This window comes from Mycolicibacterium vulneris (genome assembly GCF_002104765.1).
Classification (GTDB): domain Bacteria; phylum Actinomycetota; class Actinomycetes; order Mycobacteriales; family Mycobacteriaceae; genus Mycobacterium; species Mycobacterium vulneris.
This window is the reverse complement of the sequence record NZ_NCXM01000033.1, coordinates 22,972-38,496: the sequence shown is the minus strand read 5'-3', so window position 1 is coordinate 38,496 and position 15,525 is coordinate 22,972. Positions and strand designations below refer to the sequence as shown.

Genomic DNA, 15,525 nt, shown 5'->3' with positions numbered 1-15,525 from the left:
TCAGCCGGCGGGTGCGAGAATCAGGCCGCTGGTCGGCACCCCGGTTCCGGACGTGACCAGCACGTGTTCGACGTTGTCGACCTGGTTGTACGACGTGCCCCGCACCTGACGCACCCCCTCGGTAATGCCGTTCATGCCGTGGATATAGGCCTCGCCGAGCAGGCCACCGTTGGTGTTGATGGGGAAGTCCCCACCCAGCGACAGCCGCTCGACGGTGGCGAAATCCTTGGCCTCCCCACGCCCGCAGAACCCGAGCTCCTCAAGCTGGGCGAACACGAACGGCGTGAAATGGTCGTAGATGAAGGCGGTTTGGATGTCCTGTGGCTTGAGGCCAGAATCGCGCCACAGCTGCCGGCCGACCACGCCCATTTCGGGCAGCCCGGTGATCTCGTCGCGGTAATAGCTGGTCATCATCTCGCCGTTGTGGGCCGCGCCCTGGGCGGCCGCGGTGATGATGGCCGGCGGCTGCCGCAGGTCGCGGGCGCGCTCGGCACTGGTGACGACGAGGGCGACGCCGCCGTCGCTCTCTTGGCAGCAATCGAGCAGGCGCAGCACGGGTTCGACGATCCAGCGCGAGTTCTGGTGGTCTTCCAACGTGATCGGGCGCTCGTAGAACCAGGCGTCGGGGTTTGTCGCCGCATGCTTGCGGTCGACGACGGCGATCCGGCCGAAGTCTTCGTTGGTGACGCCGTATGTCGACATGTAGCGCTGGGCGTGCACCGCGACCCAGGCCGCGGGAGTGAGCAGTCCGAACGGCGCGTAATGCGCCATGAACAACGGTGTTTCGGCCATGCTGCGGCCGCTGCCGCCGAATCGGAAGCCGGACCGTTCGTTGAACGCTCGCCAGCACACGACGACGTCGGCGACGCCGGTGGCAACGGCCATCGCCGCGTGCACGACGGTGCCGGCGGCCGCGCCGCCGCCGTGGTGCACGCGGGAGAAGAAGCTCAGGTCGCCGATGCCGACGTTGCGGGCGATGTCGATCTCGTCGCTGGAATCCATGGTGAACGTGACCATGCCGTCGACGTCACCGGGTACCAGGCCGGCGTCGTCGAGTGCGGCGCTGACCGCCTCACACGCCAATTGCAATTCGCTGCGTCCGGATTCCTTCGAGAACTCCGTCTGGCCGATGCCGACGATGGCCGCGGCGCCCGGCAGCGTCCGGCTCATGCCTGGGACCCGTCGAGCAGGCTGAGTATCGCGGTGCCGGACACGTGGTCACCCAGGCTGTTGGCGCCGGCAAAGGTCACCTCGACGAAGTTCTCGCCGTCCGATCCTCGGGTCTTGCCGGTGACGCTGCCGGTGAACCGCAACGGGTCGTCTGGAAAGCACGGCACGCCAAGGCGAATCGACAGCTTCTTCACCATCGCCTCGGGTCCGGCCCAGTCGGTGAGGAAGCGCACGCAGTAGCCGTTGGTGGTCAGGATATTCATGAAGAGGTTGGGCGAGCCCTGCTGCTTGGCGTAGTCGCGGTCGTGGTGTACCGGCATGAAGTCGCGGGTGGCGATCGCCCCGGCGACGATCATCGTCGTGGTGATCGGGATTTCGAGGGGTGTGACCTCGTCACCCTCCGCGATGTCCTGCCATCGCAGGGTGATGGTCCGGCCGGTGGTGGTCGTCATGCGGGTCCTTCCGAATAGGTTGCGCCGAGGTGGGCCAGCTGCGCCGAAGCCGGGCCGAGGGTCAGCTCGTTGTGCTTGGCCCACAGGAAGTAGCGGTGCAGGGGATAGGTGACGTCGATGCCGATGCCGCCGTGGACGTGCTGGGCGGTGGCGGCCACGCGGGCGCCGGCCTCGGCGGCCCAGAATTTCGCGATGCGTGCAGCCCGGTGTGCCTTTTCCAAGGGGCGCCCGTGCGCGATCAGCCAGGCCGCCTGCCAGGTGGTCCACCGGATCGCCTCGACGTCGATGAAGGCGTCGGCCATGCGCTGCTGCACCGCCTGGAAGCTGCCGATCGGGCGGCCGAATTGTTCACGGCCGGTGGTGTATTCGGCGGCGATGCGCAGCGCCCGCTCGGCGACACCGAGCTGGATCGCGCACAGCGCGACCAGGGCCCGGGTATAGAGCGCCTCGGCCAGCCCGGCGCCGGTGATCACGTCCGCAGTGGAAACGGTTGCGCCGTCCAGGAATACGTCCGCGTGCGGTTCGCGGTTCGTGGTGGGCACCGGACGGATCTCGACGCCGGCCGTGTCGGCGGGTAGCAGGAACAGGCCCACGCCGCCCCCGTCGACAGCGGCGGGGATCAGCACCGTGTCGGCGAGTTGGGCGGCCGGCACCAACTCCTTGGCGCCGTCGAGGCGCCAGTTCGATCCGTCACGGCGGGCGGTGGTGACCGGGCGGGCCGGGTCCGAACGGCCGGGTTCGGCCAATCCCGCTGTCAGGATGCGCGATCCGGTGACCACGCCCGGCAGGAACCGCTGCTGCTGTTCCTCGCAGCCGTGCCGGGCGATCGGGTCGGCGCCCAGCACCAGCGTGGCGTAGGCCGGTACCGGCGCGACGCTGTAGCCGACCTCGGCCAGCAGCACCCCGAGCTCCACGAAGCCGCCGCCATTACCCCCGGCCGACTCCGGCAGCGCGGTGCCCAGCAGGTCGGCGGCGGCCAGCTCTTCCCAGAGCGCGGCGTCGTGGCGGGTGTCGCCGGCCTCCAGCTCGGTCAGCCGTTCCGGGGTGGCGCGGCGCTCGAACAGATCGCGGGCGAGCTTGGCGATCGTCTCCTGCTCTTCGGTGAACGAGAAGTCCATGACGGGCCTAGGCGCTCGGCCGGAACTGGTGCAGCACCAGGTCTTCAGAGCCAGAACCGTCGAAGGTTTGGTAGTAGACCTCGACCGGCATTCCGGGCCGCACGTCGGCCGGGTCGATGCCGGTCAGGTTGGACACCAGCCGCAGCCCCTCCTCGAGTTCCACCAGCACGACGACGTAGGGGTACTCGAAGAACGGAAACTTCGGCTCGTGCGGCATCACGTAGCTGTAGACGGTGCCGCGGCCCGACGACTCGATGGCCTCCCAGTCCAGCGCCCGGCAGTGTGGGCACATCGGGCGGGGAGGATGACGCAGCTGCCCGCAACCGCCGCAGCGCTGGATCAGGAGTTTGCTCTCCCGCAACCCATTCCAGAAGAATTCGGTGTCCGGGGTGATCGCCGGAGCCAGACGGGCCGCCATCAGCCGGCCGGCCTGAAGCGCAACACCCGGAATCGCTGGCGTCCCAACACCTCGCCGTTCTGGTCGGTGTAGGTCGTGAGCCAGGTCAGGAAGAATCCGGTGCCCAGCGCCGTCTTCTTCTCGTCGGAGACCGACTCGTAGACCGTCGTCGCGCTGATCACGTCGCCCAGCCTGGGATACCGCTCGATCTCGAACTCCGAATTCGTGGCCACCGTGCTGGTGTAGCCGGCCTCATCGAGGAACGCCGTTGGAGTGCTGTGGATCTCGATGGGCGCCCCACCGCGCTCGCCGATCCCCTCCAGCTTCGGCGACGGCATGGTCCAGGTCTGCAGCATCACCGGCGGCGAGACGATGCCGCCGAACCGCGACGACGCGGCGAACTCCGGATCGATGTAGACGGGGTTCATGTCGGCCATCGCGTACGCCCAGTGCCGGATCATCGGCTGGTTCACCGGGTCGGGCGCCAGCGAGGGCTTTCCGGTGCCGCCGGTCGGCTGGCCGACGAGGGCCCGCACCTTGGCGCTGACGTCTTCTGAGTCGGTCACTGAATCCCGTCCTCCTTGCTATTTCGCGGCCCGAAGGTCGCGCGGTGCCCGGGGCATGCCCAACCCGGCCATGGCGATGATGTCACGTTGAATCTCGTTGGCGCCGCCCCCGAAGGTATTGATGACGGCCTGGCGGTAGGCCGATTCCAGCGCGCCGCGCAGCGGAGCCTCGGCGCCGCGCCGCACCCCGTTGCCGTCCAACACCTCGAGCAGCTCCCGGGCGACCTGCTGCGTGAGCTCGGTGCCGAACACCTTGGCCGCCGACGCTTGTCCCATATCCAGGCCTGTGATCGCCCTGCCCTTCGCCATCGCCGCGTTCACCCGCGAATTGACGAGCTTGTACGCGGCCACTTGGGCTTCGACCCGGGCCAGCGCTGATTGCACCCAGGGTTGGTCGATGACGCGGCCACCGTCGAGCTCGGTGGAAATCGCCCAATCCAAAGTCTTCTCGAACAGCGGCTCGAGCGCGCCGAGATTGCCCAGGGCGGCGCGCTCGAAGTTCAACTGCGTGGTGATCAGCTGCCAGCCCTGGTTTTCCGCGCCCACCAGCGCGCTGACCGGCACCCGCACGTCGTCGTAGAACGTGTAGAAGGTCGAGATGCCCGGCATGGTGTGCAGCGGCTGCCAGGAGAATCCGGGCGAGGAGGTCGGCACGATGAGGATGGAAATGCCCTTGTGCTTCTTGGCATCCGGATCGGTGCGCACGGCCAGCCAAATGTAGTCGGCATAGGCCGCGCCGCTGGTGAACAGCTTCTGGCCGTTGATCACATACTCGTCACCGACGCGGACGGCCGTCGTCCGCACCGAGGCCAGGTCACTGCCCGCACCAGGCTCGGAGTAGCCGATGGCGAACTCCACGGCGCCGTCCAGGATCGCCGGCAGGAACCGCTGCTTCTGCTCGTCGGTCCCGTAGTGCATCAACGTGGGGCCGACGGTGTTCAGCGTCACCAGCGGGATGGGGGCGCTCACCCGGCGCGCCTCCTCGGAGAAAATGAACTGCTCGATGGCCGAGAAACCTTGTCCGCCATATTCTTTAGGCCAGCCAACGCCCAACAGGTTGGCCGCCGCCAGCGCGCGGACGCATTCGCGCACCGCAGGACCCCCCTCCATCTGCTCACTGACCGCGGCGACGCGCTCCGGCGTCATCACGGTCTGCAGCGTCGCGCGGATCTCGGTGCGCAGCTTCTCTTGCTCCGGCGTGTATTCCAGGTCCATCGGCTCAGGCTCCCATCCGCACCGGCATGCGTTTCACCCCGGGCACCATGGTCGCCCGCATCCGGTGCACCTCGCCCACCAGCTCCATGCGGGGAAACCGGCGTACCAGCTCTTCGAAAAGCACCGTCGCCTCGAGTCGCGCCAATTGTGCGCCCACACAAGAGTGTTCGCCACAGCCGAACGCGATGTGCGGGTTCGGGTGACGGGTCACGTCGAACTCCTCAGAGTCGGGGCCGAACACGTCCTCGTCCCGGTTGGCCGATCCATAGAGCATCACGATCACCTCGCCGGCGCGGATCCGCTGACCGCGGATCTCGACGTCAGCCGTCGCGGTGCGGGCCATGTGCACAACGGGACTGTTCCACCGCAACATCTCCTCGACCGCGAGGGGGATGCGGGCGGGTTCCTCGACGAGGAGGCGGTATTGGTCGGGGTGCGCGATGAGCGCCAGCGTTCCCAGTGCGATGAGGTTGCGGGTCGTTTCGTTGCCCGCCACCAGTAGCAGGAAGGCGAAGTTGAGCAGGTCTGCGTCGGTCAACCGGTGTTCGTCGATCTCCGCCTCGGACAGGACCGAGAGCAAGTCGTGCCGCGGGTGCACGCGGCGGGCCGCAATCAGCTTCTGGAAGTACTCGTAGAGCTGCCCGGCCGCCACCATGGAGTCCAGCTCGATCTCCGGGTCGGCCGTTCCGGTGGCCGCATCCGACCACGCCCGGAACTGCTCCCAGTCGTCGGGCGGGGCGCCGATCAGTTCGGCGATCATCCGGGTGGGCAGGGGAGCGGCGATCTGTTCGGCGAACTCGTGTACGGAGCCGGGTTCGATGCCGTCGAGAATGCCGCGCACGATCTCGCGGATCTTCGGCTCGAGCACCGAAACGCGCCGCCGGGTGAAACCGGAATTGATCAGCTTGCGCATCTGCCGGTGCCGCGGCGGATCGGTGAAGATCAGGCTGCCCAGCTGCACCGGGTTCGGCAGCTGCGGATCGGGGATTGTGATGCCCTGGGTCGAGGTGAACAGGGCCGGATTGCTCGACACGAACCGGATGTCCTCATATTTCAGCAGAGCCCAGAAGTTGGTGACGTCGTTCCAGCACACCGGCGCAGTCGCGCGCAGCTCCCGGTAGGCGGGGTACGGGTCACCCGCGTAGAAGTCGGGGGAGTGCAGCGGGAAGCGCGGCGAGCGCAGCGGCGGATGAGTCTGCACGGCAAGCCCCTCTCGCAGGACACCCGATCCGACAGATAAATGCAATCTGTCTGGCGACTGTGTCTACTCCGCTCCGTCGCGTGCTGTCAATACGGCACTAAAATATTGGAGTAGCTCGGATTTCACGCGATTGATAATTGACGGCGGACACGCGGGGGTGTACACCAAGTGATCAGATGACCGGAGGAAGCAACATGGCCGACTCGCCCGCTCTTGTCCAGACCTACGAGCTCTACATCGACGGCAAGTGGGTCGAGCCGCAGGACGGTCGCTACGACGACCTGTCCCCGTCCACCGAGGCCGTCATCGCCACCGCACCCGACGCGAGCGTCGCGCAGGTCGACGACGCGATCGCGGCCGCGCGCCACGCCTTCGACAGCGGACCGTGGGGCACGATGTCCGCCGAGCAGCGCGCCGGGTGCCTGAATCAGCTGGGCGAGGCGCTGACCAAGCACGCCGACGACTTCTTCGCGCTGTCCCAGGCGGAGTGGGGCTGCATCGCCAACGAGCGCATCATGCAAATCGACGGCGCCGGATTCATGTCCATGCACGCCGCCCAGCTCGCCACCCAGCTGGTCGACCAAGAGGTCACCGGGATCAGCGCCGGCACCACGTTGCTGCGCCACGCACCGCTGGGCGTCGTATCGATACTGACGCCGTGGAACTTCCCGCACTGCCTCAACGTGATGAAGCTGAATCATGCGCTGGCCGCGGGAAACACGGTTGTGCTCAAGCCCTCTCCGCTGACACCGCTGGCCGGGCTGGCGCTCGCGCGGCTCATCGACGAGCACACCGACATCCCGCCGGGAGTGGTCAACGTGGTCACCCCCTCGGGCGTCGACGCGGCCAAGCTGCTGACCACCGATCCGCGCATCGACATGGTGAGCTTCACCGGCAGTTCGGTCGTCGGCCGCCAGGTGATGTCCGCCGCCGGCGACACGATGAAGCGAATCCTGTTGGAACTGGGCGGAAAGTCGGCCAGCATCGTCCTCGACGATGCCGTCGTGACCGACGAAATGCTGGAACAGATGCTGTTCCAATCCTGTTCGCTACATGCCGGGCAGGCCTGCATCCTGCACAGCCGGCTGTTGTTGCCCGATTCGCTGCACGACGACGTCGTCGATCGGCTGGCCGCACTGGCCCGTGAGGTCAAGGTGGGCGACCCCACCGATCCCGACGTGCAGATGGGTCCGCTGATCAGCGCGGCGCAACGCGACCGGGTCGAGGCGCACATCGCCGGAGCGCGCAGCGACGGGGCCAAGCTGGTGACAGGCGGCGGTCGGCCGGCCGGCCTGGACGTCGGCTACTACGTCGAACCGACGATCCTGTCCGGGGTGGAGCCCAATTCGACTATCGCGCAAGAGGAAGTGTTCGGCCCGGTGTTGTCGGTACTGCGCTACCGCGACGACGACGATGCCGTCGCCATCGCGAACAACTCGCAATACGGACTCTCCGGTGCGGTGTGGGGTGACGACGTGGACCGCGCCGTCGGCGTGGCGCGGCGCATCCGAACCGGCCAGATCGCGATCAACGGCATCAGCCCCGGCGGCGCACCGTTCGGCGGATTCAAGCTCAGCGGGCTGGGCCGCGAGGGCGGCGGAATCGGCGGGCTGCACCAGTACATGGAAGCGATGGCCATCGGGGTTCCCGCGTGACGGCACCCCTTGCGGGGCTGCACGTCGTCGAAATCGCAAGTGAAATCTCGGGTCCCTACGCGGCAAAGATCCTTGTCGACCTGGGTGCCGAGGTCATCAAGATCGAGCCGCCCGCCGGAGACCCGCTGCGGCACTGGGGACCGTTCACCTCGGGCGTCGCCGACCCGGATCGATCGGGCCTGTTCGAGTACCTGAACGCCGGCAAACACGGTGCCACGCTTGATCTCTCGGAGGCAGACGACATCGCGGCCGCGCGCGGACTCATCGCCCAGGCGCACCTGCTGATCGACGATTCCGGACCCGGGACGCTGGAGGGGTACGGTCTCGGGGTCGATGACCTGCAGCGGATCAATCCAAACCTGGTGTTACTACGCATCTCTGGGTTCGGTCAGTCCGGACCGTTCCACCGCCGGCGAGCCACACCGCTGACCCTACAGGCGGCATCGGGCTGGATCAGTTCCCGGGATCCCGAGCGCCCGCCGGTTCAGGTGGGTGCCCGGATCGCCGAGTACGTTGCGGGCGCCTACGGCGCGCTGGGTGCGCTGACCGCACTGCGGTCTCGGCCCGACGGCCGCGTCACCGAAGTCGATGTCTCGCAGCTGGAATCGTTGCTGTCGACACTGCCGTATCCGATGTTGATGGCGCAACGGATGCGCCGGCTGGGCCTGCCCGCCAACCTGCGGTCGGCGCCCATGCTGGGCGTCGTGCGGGCCGCCGACGGCTGGGTGGGCATCAACTGCCTGACGGGCCAGCACTGGCTCGACGTCTGCGCGATGCTCGGTCTGTCCGAGTTCGGCGAACATCAGCTCGCGATCATGATGGGTGGCGCGGAGCGCGACGACTTCTTCGCCAAGGCCGAACGGGTGCTGGCCGGCCAGACCGTCGCCGAGATCGTGGAACTCGCCCAGGCGCTGCGGATTCCGGCCGCCCCGGTCAACGACGGCGCCACCGTGCTCGATTGCCCGCAATACGCCGAGCGGGGCTTCTTCCTTGACGCCGGGTCGTTTCGGCGTCCCGGACCGCCGTTCCGGTTCTCCAAAACCCCTGTGGCGCAGCCACGGTCGTCGCCGCGCTTTCGGACGTCGCGAACCACGAAGTGGACGGGTGACGGCCGAGCGCTTCAACAAGCGCCTGGGCCGGTGCCCTTCACCGGGCTGCGGGTGCTCGATTTGACCACGTTCTGGGCCGGCGCGTACCTGACCTGCTACCTCGGGGCGTTCGGCGCCGACATCGTCAAGGTCGAATCGATCCAGCGGCCCGACGGGCACCGCTACTCGGGGGCGTTCGCCTACGAGGGCGACGACTGGTACGAGCGCAGCCCCATCTGGCAGGGCACCAACCTCAACAAGCGCGACCTCACGCTGGACCTGACATCGCCGCGGGGCCTCGACCTGGCGCGGCGGCTGGCCGCCCGCGCCGACGTCGTGGTGGAGAACTTCTCGCCGCGCGTCGTCGAAAACTTCGGTCTGGACTACGACTCGCTGACAGCACTGAACCCCGACGTGATCGTGGTGCGGATGCCCGGCTACGGCCTGCACGGCCCGTGGCGCGACTACGTCGGCTGGGCGCTGAACTTCGAGCAAACCTCCGGAATGTCGGCGGTCACCGGCTACCCCGACGGGCGGCCGTGCAACCCGCAGGGCCCCGCCGATCCGATCGTCGGCGTGCACGCCGGAGTCGCGCTGCTGGCCGCGCTCGAGCACCGCAACCGCACCGGCGCCGGCCAACTCATCGAGATAGCCCAGATCGAGGTCGCCGCCGCCGTCACCGCCGAACCGGTGATCGAATATTCGATGAACGGTCTCGTGCCCCCGCGCGAGGGGAACCGCCGGCGCGGCTGCCTGCAGGGCGTCTACCCGACGAACGAGGACGACGTGTGGGTGGCGCTGTCGGTGCCCGATCAGCCGATCGACCATGACGTCTTCGACGAGCTCGTCGCCGCCTGGACCCGCACGCAGACCGCCGCGGCGATCGTCGACACCCTTCAGGCACAGGGGATCGCGGCCGAGCGGGTGATCACCGGAGACCAGATGTATGACCCCGAGCTCATCGGGGCCCAGCTCGACGCGCGCGGCTACTACGAGGAGCTCGAACACCGGATCACCGGACCGCACCGCTACCCCGGCTGGCCCTTTCGCATCACGCCCGGACCGCGGCACCACCACCGCAGCGCCCCGCCGACGCTCGGCCAGCACAACGACGAGGTCCTGCGTGAGCTGGGGCTGTCCGAGGCGGAGGTGGCGGACCTGCGTCACCGGCGGGTGATCGGGGAGCGGGGGCTCAACGCATAGCCGCCAGCAACGCATGGCCACCCTTTGGTGAACCCCGCCTGACGTGTCAAGCTGCTGGACATGGTCATGGAGATCGCCCGCCCCAAACTCGAAGGAAACGTCGCCGTCGGCGAGGACCGCCAGATCGGCTTCGCCGAGTTCGGCGATCCGCAGGGCCGGGCCGTCTTCTGGTTGCACGGCACCCCCGGCGCCCGCCGCCAGATTCCCACCGAGGCCCGCCTGTACGCCGAGAACCACACGATCCGGCTGATCGGCCTGGACCGTCCCGGGATCGGCTCGTCGACGCCGCACCGCTACGAGAACATCCGCGCCTTCGCCGACGACCTGCGGACCATCGCGGACACGCTCGGCATCGACAAGATGGCCGTCATCGGCCTGTCCGGCGGCGGTCCGTACGCACTCGCATCGGCCGCGGTGCTGTCCGATCGGGTGGTCGCCGCCGGCGTGCTCGGCGGCGTCGCGCCGTTCGTCGGCGACGAAGGCATCACCAGCGGCCTGATGAACCTGGGCAAACGGGTGGCGCCGCTGTTGCAGCTGGGCGGTGACCCGCTGCGTATCGGCGCGAGCCTGATGGTCCGGGCCGTCCGTCCCGTCGCGAACACCGCGCTCTATCTGTACGCCGCGGTGTCGCCGGAGGCCGACCGGCGCCTGCTCACCCGACCCGAGTTCGGGGCGATGTTCCTCGATGACCTGCTCAACGGCAGCCGCAAGCAGCTGGCGGCGCCCTTCAACGACATCATTCTGTTCACCCGGGACTGGGGATTCCGGCTCGACGAGGTCAAGGTCCCGGTGCGCTGGTGGCACGGCGACAGCGACCACATCGTGCCGTTCGCCCATGGCCAGCACGTGGTTTCGTTGCTGCCGGACTGCGAGCTGTTCGTGCTGCCCGGCGAAAGCCACCTCGCCGGGCTGGGCCGCGGCGAGGAGATCCTGTCCACCCTGATGAAGATCTGGGACGAGAAAGGCTGACCTTCTCCCGCGCCGGGTAGCCTGCTGACGTGCTGCTGGCGTCGCTTAACCCTTCGGTCCTCACCGCCACCGATGTCGCCGACGCGGTGCGCATCGACGGCACCGTGCTCAGCCGCAGCGACCTGGCCGGCGCCGCGACATCGGTGGCCGAACGGGTGGGCGGGGCGGGCCGCGTCGCCATCCTGGCCGCCCCGACCGCCGCGACGGTGTTGGCCGTCACCGGGTGCCTGATCGCCGGGGTGCCCTTCGTCCCGGTGCCCGCCGACGTCGGCGCGGCCGAACGCCGGCACATGCTCACCGATTCCGGAGTAAAAGCCTGGCTCGGGCCGGCGCCCGACGAGCCGGAGGGCCTGCCGCACATCCCGGTGCGGTTGCACGCCCGCTCCTGGCACCGCTACGCCGAGCCGTCGCCCGACGCCACCGCCATGATCATCTACACCTCGGGGACCACCGGTCTGCCCAAAGGCGTGGTGCTGAGCCGACGGGCGATCGCGGCCGACCTCGACGCCCTCGCGGAAGCCTGGCAATGGACGTCGGACGACGTCTTAGTGCACGGCTTGCCGCTCTTTCACGTGCACGGCCTGGTGCTGGGCCTGCTCGGCTCGCTGCGGATCGGGAATCGCTTCATCCACACCGGCAAGCCGACGCCGGCGGGCTATGCGCAGGCCGGAACCGACCACGGGGGCACCCTGTTTTTCGGGGTGCCCACGGTGTGGTCGCGGGTGGTGGACGACGAGGCGGCCGCCCGGGCGCTGCGCCCGGCGCGGCTCCTGGTCTCCGGCAGCGCGCCGCTGCCGGTTCCGGTGTTCGACCGGCTGGTCGGGCTCACCGGACACCCGCCCATCGAACGCTACGGCGCGTCGGAATCGCTGATCACGCTGTCCACCCGGGCCGACGGCGAGCGGCGCCCGGGGTGGGTGGGCCTGCCGCTCACCGGTGTGCAGACGCGGGTGCTGGACGACGACGGCGGGCTGGTGCCGCACGACGGCGAGACCGTCGGGAAGCTGCACGTGCGCGGCCCGATGATGTTCGACGGCTACCTGAACCGGCCGGACGCCACGGCCGAGGCGTTCGACAGCGACGGCTGGTACCGCACCGGCGACGTCGCGGTGATCGACGGCGACGGGATGCACCGCATCGTGGGGCGCGAGTCGGTCGACCTGATCAAGTCCGGCGGTTACCGCATCGGCGCGGGCGAGATCGAAACGGTGCTGCTCGGGCATCCGGGGGTCCAGGAGGCTGCGGTGGTCGGGATACCTGACGCGGACCTGGGTCAGCGCATCGTCGCGTTCGTCGTCGGATCGGCCGACGGCGACGCGCTGATCGACTATGTTGCCCAGGAGCTTTCGGTGCACAAGCGGCCGCGCGAGGTGCGCATCGTGGACGCGCTGCCGCGCAACGCCATGGGCAAGGTGCTCAAGAAGCAGCTGCTGACCGACGGCTGAGCCGCCGCTCAACCGGGTAGCACCTGGTCAGCCGGGCGCCGAGACACGCAGCAATTTGCCAGCTCCAGCGCCGAGCGTGGCCGCGAAGCTTCACCTACCGTCGTAACCGTGCATCGATGTAACCGGACAGCGAACGGCCGCTATGGGTGACCCCGCTCGGCCCGTGGGCACCGCCGCCCCTACCCCCATGCGGCGGATCGCGATGGCCTGCCTGGTGGGCTCGGCCATCGAGTTCTACGACTTTCTGATCTATGGGACCGCGGCGGCGCTGGTGTTTCCCGCCGTCTTCTTTCCGCACCTGGGCACGACGGTGGCCACCATCGCCTCGATGGCGACGTTCGCGACGGCGTTCCTGTCCCGCCCGGTTGGGGCGGCTGTCTTCGGCTACTTCGGCGACCGGCTGGGCCGCAAGAAGACGCTCGTCGCCACGCTGCTGATCATGGGCGCATCGACGGTCAGCGTGGGCCTGGTCCCCAACACGGCGTCGATCGGGATCGCGGCGCCGCTGATCCTCATCGTCCTGCGGCTGCTGCAAGGCTTCGCCGTCGGCGGCGAATGGGCCGGCTCCATCCTGCTCAGCGCCGAGTACGCGCCGCCCGGCAAACGCGGCTGGTACGGCATGTTCACCTCGCTGGGCGGCGGCACGGCGGGCATACTCGCCAGCCTGACCTTTCTCGCCGTCAGTCTCACCGTCGGCGAGAGCAGCCCCGCGTTCCTGGAATGGGGATGGCGGGTGCCCTTCCTGATCAGCAGCGGGCTGATCGCCATCGCCCTCTATGTGCGGCTCAACATCGACGAGACCCCGCTGTTCGTGGAGGAGAAGGCCCGCAACGAGGTGCCCAAAGCGCCGCTGGCGGAGCTGGTGCGCTTCCAGCGGCGAGAGATCGTGCTGGTCGCGGGCTGCTTCTTGGGCGGCATGGGCTTCGTCTACCTGGGCAACACCTTCCTGGTCATGTACGCCCACACCCACCTGGGCTACTCGCGCGGCTTCATCTGGGGCGTCGGCGCCCTGGGCGGGCTGACCAGCATCGCGTTCGTCTCGTTCGGGGCGTGGCTGTCCGACCGCGTCGGGCGTCGGCGGGTGATGCTGTGCGGGCTGGCGGCGTGCCTGCCGTGGGCATTCGTCGTCATCCCGCTGATGGACACCGGCAACCCGGTCATGTACGCGGTCGCCGTCCTCGGCCTGTTCGCCTGCGCGGCGGTGGCCAACGGCCCCACGGGTGCCTTCGTTCCCGAGCTGTTCGCCACGCGCTACCGGTACAGCGGCGCGGCGGTGGCGATGAACCTGGCCGGCATCCTGGGCGCCGCGGTGCCGCCGCTGCTGGCGGGCACGCTGCTGGCGACCTACGGCAGCTGGGCGATCGGGCTCATGATGGCGACCCTGGTGGTGGCCAGTTTCGTGTCCGTCTCGCTGCTGCCCGAAACCAGGGGGACCACGCTGCGGACGGTCGCCGTCGACGAGCGGGTCCCCGCCGAACTATAGGCGCACGCTCAGTTGGCGTGCAGGTCCTCGTTGAGGGCGATGCCCTGCCCGCCGCGGGCCACCACTTCCACCGCCCCGCTCACCGAATTGCGGCGGAACAACAGGTTGTTGCCGCCGGACAGTTCCAGGGCCTTCATCGTCTTGCCTTCGGGCGTAATGACTTTGGTGCCCGCGGTGACATACAGGCCCGCCTCGACGACGCAGTCGTCACCCAGTGAGATGCCCAGGCCCGCGTTGGCACCGAGTAGGCAGCGCTTGCCGATCGAAATCACCTCGGTGCCACCGCCGGACAGCGTGCCCATGATCGATGCGCCCCCGCCGATGTCGGAGCCGTCGCCCACCACCACGCCGGCGGAGATGCGCCCCTCCACCATCGACGCCCCGAGCGTGCCGGCGTTGTAGTTGACGAAGCCCTCGTGCATCACCGTCGTGCCCGGGGCCAGGTGGGCGCCCAGGCGCACCCGGTCGGCGTCGGCGATGCGCACCCCGGTCGGCAGGACGTAATCGACCATGCGGGGGAACTTGTCGACGCCGTACACCGTCACCGGCCCGTGGCGCCGCAGCCGGGCCCGGACGGCCTCGAAGCCTTCGACGGCGCACGGGCCGCGGTTAGTCCAGACGACATTGGTCAATACCCCGAATAAGCCGCCGGCGTTCAGCCCATGCGGCGCGACCAGCCGGTGCGAGAGCAGATGCAATCGCAGGTAGGCGTCGTAGGCGTCGGCGGCCACGTCGTCCAGAGAGCCGATGACAGTGCGTACCGCGACGGTCTCGGTACCGCGGTCATCGTCGCGCCCGATCAGCGCGGTCAGCTCCGGGGGAACGTCGGACAGCGCCAGCCGCGACGTCGCGCTGGTGCCCGATTCGGTCAGTTCCGGTGCGGGAAACCAAGTGTCGAGGATCGATCCGTCGGCGGCCAGCGTTGCCAGCCCGATACCTGCAGCTCCAGTCACGGCGGTCAGGTTACTTCCTGGGCGACGCTCGGGTCCGCGCGCCCTGCGGAGGAGCGCGAAGTGTGACCCGCGTGATCGGTCAAGCTGCCGCGTGGTGTTCAAACCCCAACGCGGGCACGCAACCTGTTCAACAGCATCGTGTCCGGGGTGCTGTATCAACACGTCGTCGACACGACGGGTCCCGCTGCCACTGTGGCCAGCGGGTTGGGTGGCGGTGGCGCCCTGGTGAGTGCCGCGGCACCGGTCAGCACCGCGGGCGGCGGTGCGGCACGAGTGCTGGCGAGCATGGGCTCGGCGTCCCCGGTCGGCGGATTGTCGACCCCCGCCATGTGGTCGGCGGCCACACCTCGGGTGCCCGCCGTGACCGTCGCGGGTACGGGGTGGACCGCACCCACCGAAGAGGCGCACACCACGTGGGCGTCCGGCATGCCGGCGGTCGCCTCGGCGGGGCGGGGCGGCGGCTATGGCATGGGGCCGTGCTACGGCGTCAAACCGAAGGTGATGCCCACGCGGTTGCTCGTCTAGCCCCCGAGGCATTCCGCCCGGCTCCGCCGCGCTTGCGATCGCCACTGGAGCGGTGGTGGCGACCCGCTGCGCCCGGCTCCGCCGC

Annotated in this window: 14 protein-coding genes; 6 read left to right on the top strand and 8 right to left on the bottom strand. The window is 68.8% G+C overall.

Features of this window, described 5'->3' with window-relative positions; genetic code table 11:
- The 7 genes from B8W69_RS24900 to B8W69_RS24870 are packed head-to-tail and all read right to left on the bottom strand — an operon-like array spanning nucleotide 1 to nucleotide 6,119.
- The gene (locus B8W69_RS24900) at nucleotides 1-1,170 is read right to left on the bottom strand and encodes a lipid-transfer protein (RefSeq protein ID WP_085292384.1); all 1,170 of its coding nucleotides are present in this window, start codon (nucleotides 1,168-1,170) and stop codon (nucleotides 1-3) included.
- A complete protein-coding gene (locus B8W69_RS24895; protein WP_085292383.1) occupies nucleotides 1,167-1,622 on the bottom strand; it encodes a MaoC family dehydratase in 456 nt (151 codons plus the stop codon). Before B8W69_RS24895 ends, B8W69_RS24900 begins: the two co-directional genes overlap by 4 nt.
- Complete coding sequence (locus B8W69_RS24890; protein WP_085292382.1) at nucleotides 1,619-2,740, bottom strand: acyl-CoA dehydrogenase family protein; 1,122 nt, start codon at nucleotides 2,738-2,740, stop codon at nucleotides 1,619-1,621. The genes B8W69_RS24895 and B8W69_RS24890 overlap by 4 nt, the downstream gene beginning before the upstream one ends.
- A 7-nt stretch (nucleotides 2,741-2,747) precedes the next feature.
- The gene (locus B8W69_RS24885) at nucleotides 2,748-3,158 is read right to left on the bottom strand and encodes a Zn-ribbon domain-containing OB-fold protein (protein ID WP_085292381.1); all 411 of its coding nucleotides are present in this window, start codon (nucleotides 3,156-3,158) and stop codon (nucleotides 2,748-2,750) included.
- Nucleotides 3,158-3,703: an FAS1-like dehydratase domain-containing protein gene (locus B8W69_RS24880; protein WP_085292380.1), complete on the bottom strand. Its 546-nt coding sequence runs from the start codon at nucleotides 3,701-3,703 to the stop codon at nucleotides 3,158-3,160. Before B8W69_RS24880 ends, B8W69_RS24885 begins: the two co-directional genes overlap by 1 nt.
- A gap of 18 nt (nucleotides 3,704-3,721) precedes the next feature.
- Nucleotides 3,722-4,918 (bottom strand): acyl-CoA dehydrogenase family protein, encoded by a 1,197-nt coding sequence (locus tag B8W69_RS24875; protein WP_085292379.1) that lies wholly within the window; start codon nucleotides 4,916-4,918, stop codon nucleotides 3,722-3,724.
- A 4-nt stretch (nucleotides 4,919-4,922) separates the two neighbouring features.
- Nucleotides 4,923-6,119, bottom strand: a complete 1,197-nt coding sequence (locus B8W69_RS24870) for a cytochrome P450 (RefSeq protein ID WP_085292378.1) — start codon at nucleotides 6,117-6,119, stop codon at nucleotides 4,923-4,925.
- A 194-nt stretch (nucleotides 6,120-6,313) separates the two neighbouring features.
- On the opposite strand from B8W69_RS24870, the gene B8W69_RS24865 reads away from it, so the two are divergent.
- From B8W69_RS24865 to B8W69_RS24845, 5 genes are all read left to right on the top strand, one after another.
- A complete protein-coding gene (locus tag B8W69_RS24865) occupies nucleotides 6,314-7,774 on the top strand; it encodes an aldehyde dehydrogenase family protein (RefSeq protein WP_085292405.1) in 1,461 nt (486 codons plus the stop codon).
- The gene (locus B8W69_RS24860) at nucleotides 7,771-10,065 is read left to right on the top strand and encodes a CaiB/BaiF CoA transferase family protein (protein ID WP_085292377.1); all 2,295 of its coding nucleotides are present in this window, start codon (nucleotides 7,771-7,773) and stop codon (nucleotides 10,063-10,065) included. Before B8W69_RS24865 ends, B8W69_RS24860 begins: the two co-directional genes overlap by 4 nt.
- A 60-nt stretch (nucleotides 10,066-10,125) precedes the next feature.
- Entirely contained in the window at nucleotides 10,126-11,034 is a 909-nt protein-coding gene (locus tag B8W69_RS24855) for an alpha/beta fold hydrolase (RefSeq protein WP_085292376.1), read from the top strand.
- Between the two features lie 29 nt (nucleotides 11,035-11,063).
- Entirely contained in the window at nucleotides 11,064-12,479 is a 1,416-nt protein-coding gene (locus tag B8W69_RS24850; RefSeq protein ID WP_085292375.1) for an acyl-CoA synthetase, read from the top strand.
- Nucleotides 12,480-12,666: 187 nt separating this feature from the next.
- Nucleotides 12,667-13,962 (top strand): MFS transporter, encoded by a 1,296-nt coding sequence (locus B8W69_RS24845; protein WP_181447476.1) that lies wholly within the window; start codon nucleotides 12,667-12,669, stop codon nucleotides 13,960-13,962.
- Nucleotides 13,963-13,970: 8 nt separating this feature from the next.
- Here B8W69_RS24845 and dapD read toward each other — a convergent pair whose 3' ends face one another.
- Complete coding sequence (gene dapD, locus B8W69_RS24840) at nucleotides 13,971-14,924, bottom strand: 2,3,4,5-tetrahydropyridine-2,6-dicarboxylate N-succinyltransferase (protein WP_110882053.1); 954 nt, start codon at nucleotides 14,922-14,924, stop codon at nucleotides 13,971-13,973.
- 138 nt (nucleotides 14,925-15,062) lie between these two features.
- On the opposite strand from dapD, the gene B8W69_RS24835 reads away from it, so the two are divergent.
- The gene (locus tag B8W69_RS24835; RefSeq protein ID WP_245843359.1) at nucleotides 15,063-15,440 is read left to right on the top strand and encodes a PE/PPE C-terminal domain-containing protein; all 378 of its coding nucleotides are present in this window, start codon (nucleotides 15,063-15,065) and stop codon (nucleotides 15,438-15,440) included.
- The last annotated feature ends 85 nt before the right edge of the window (nucleotides 15,441-15,525 follow it).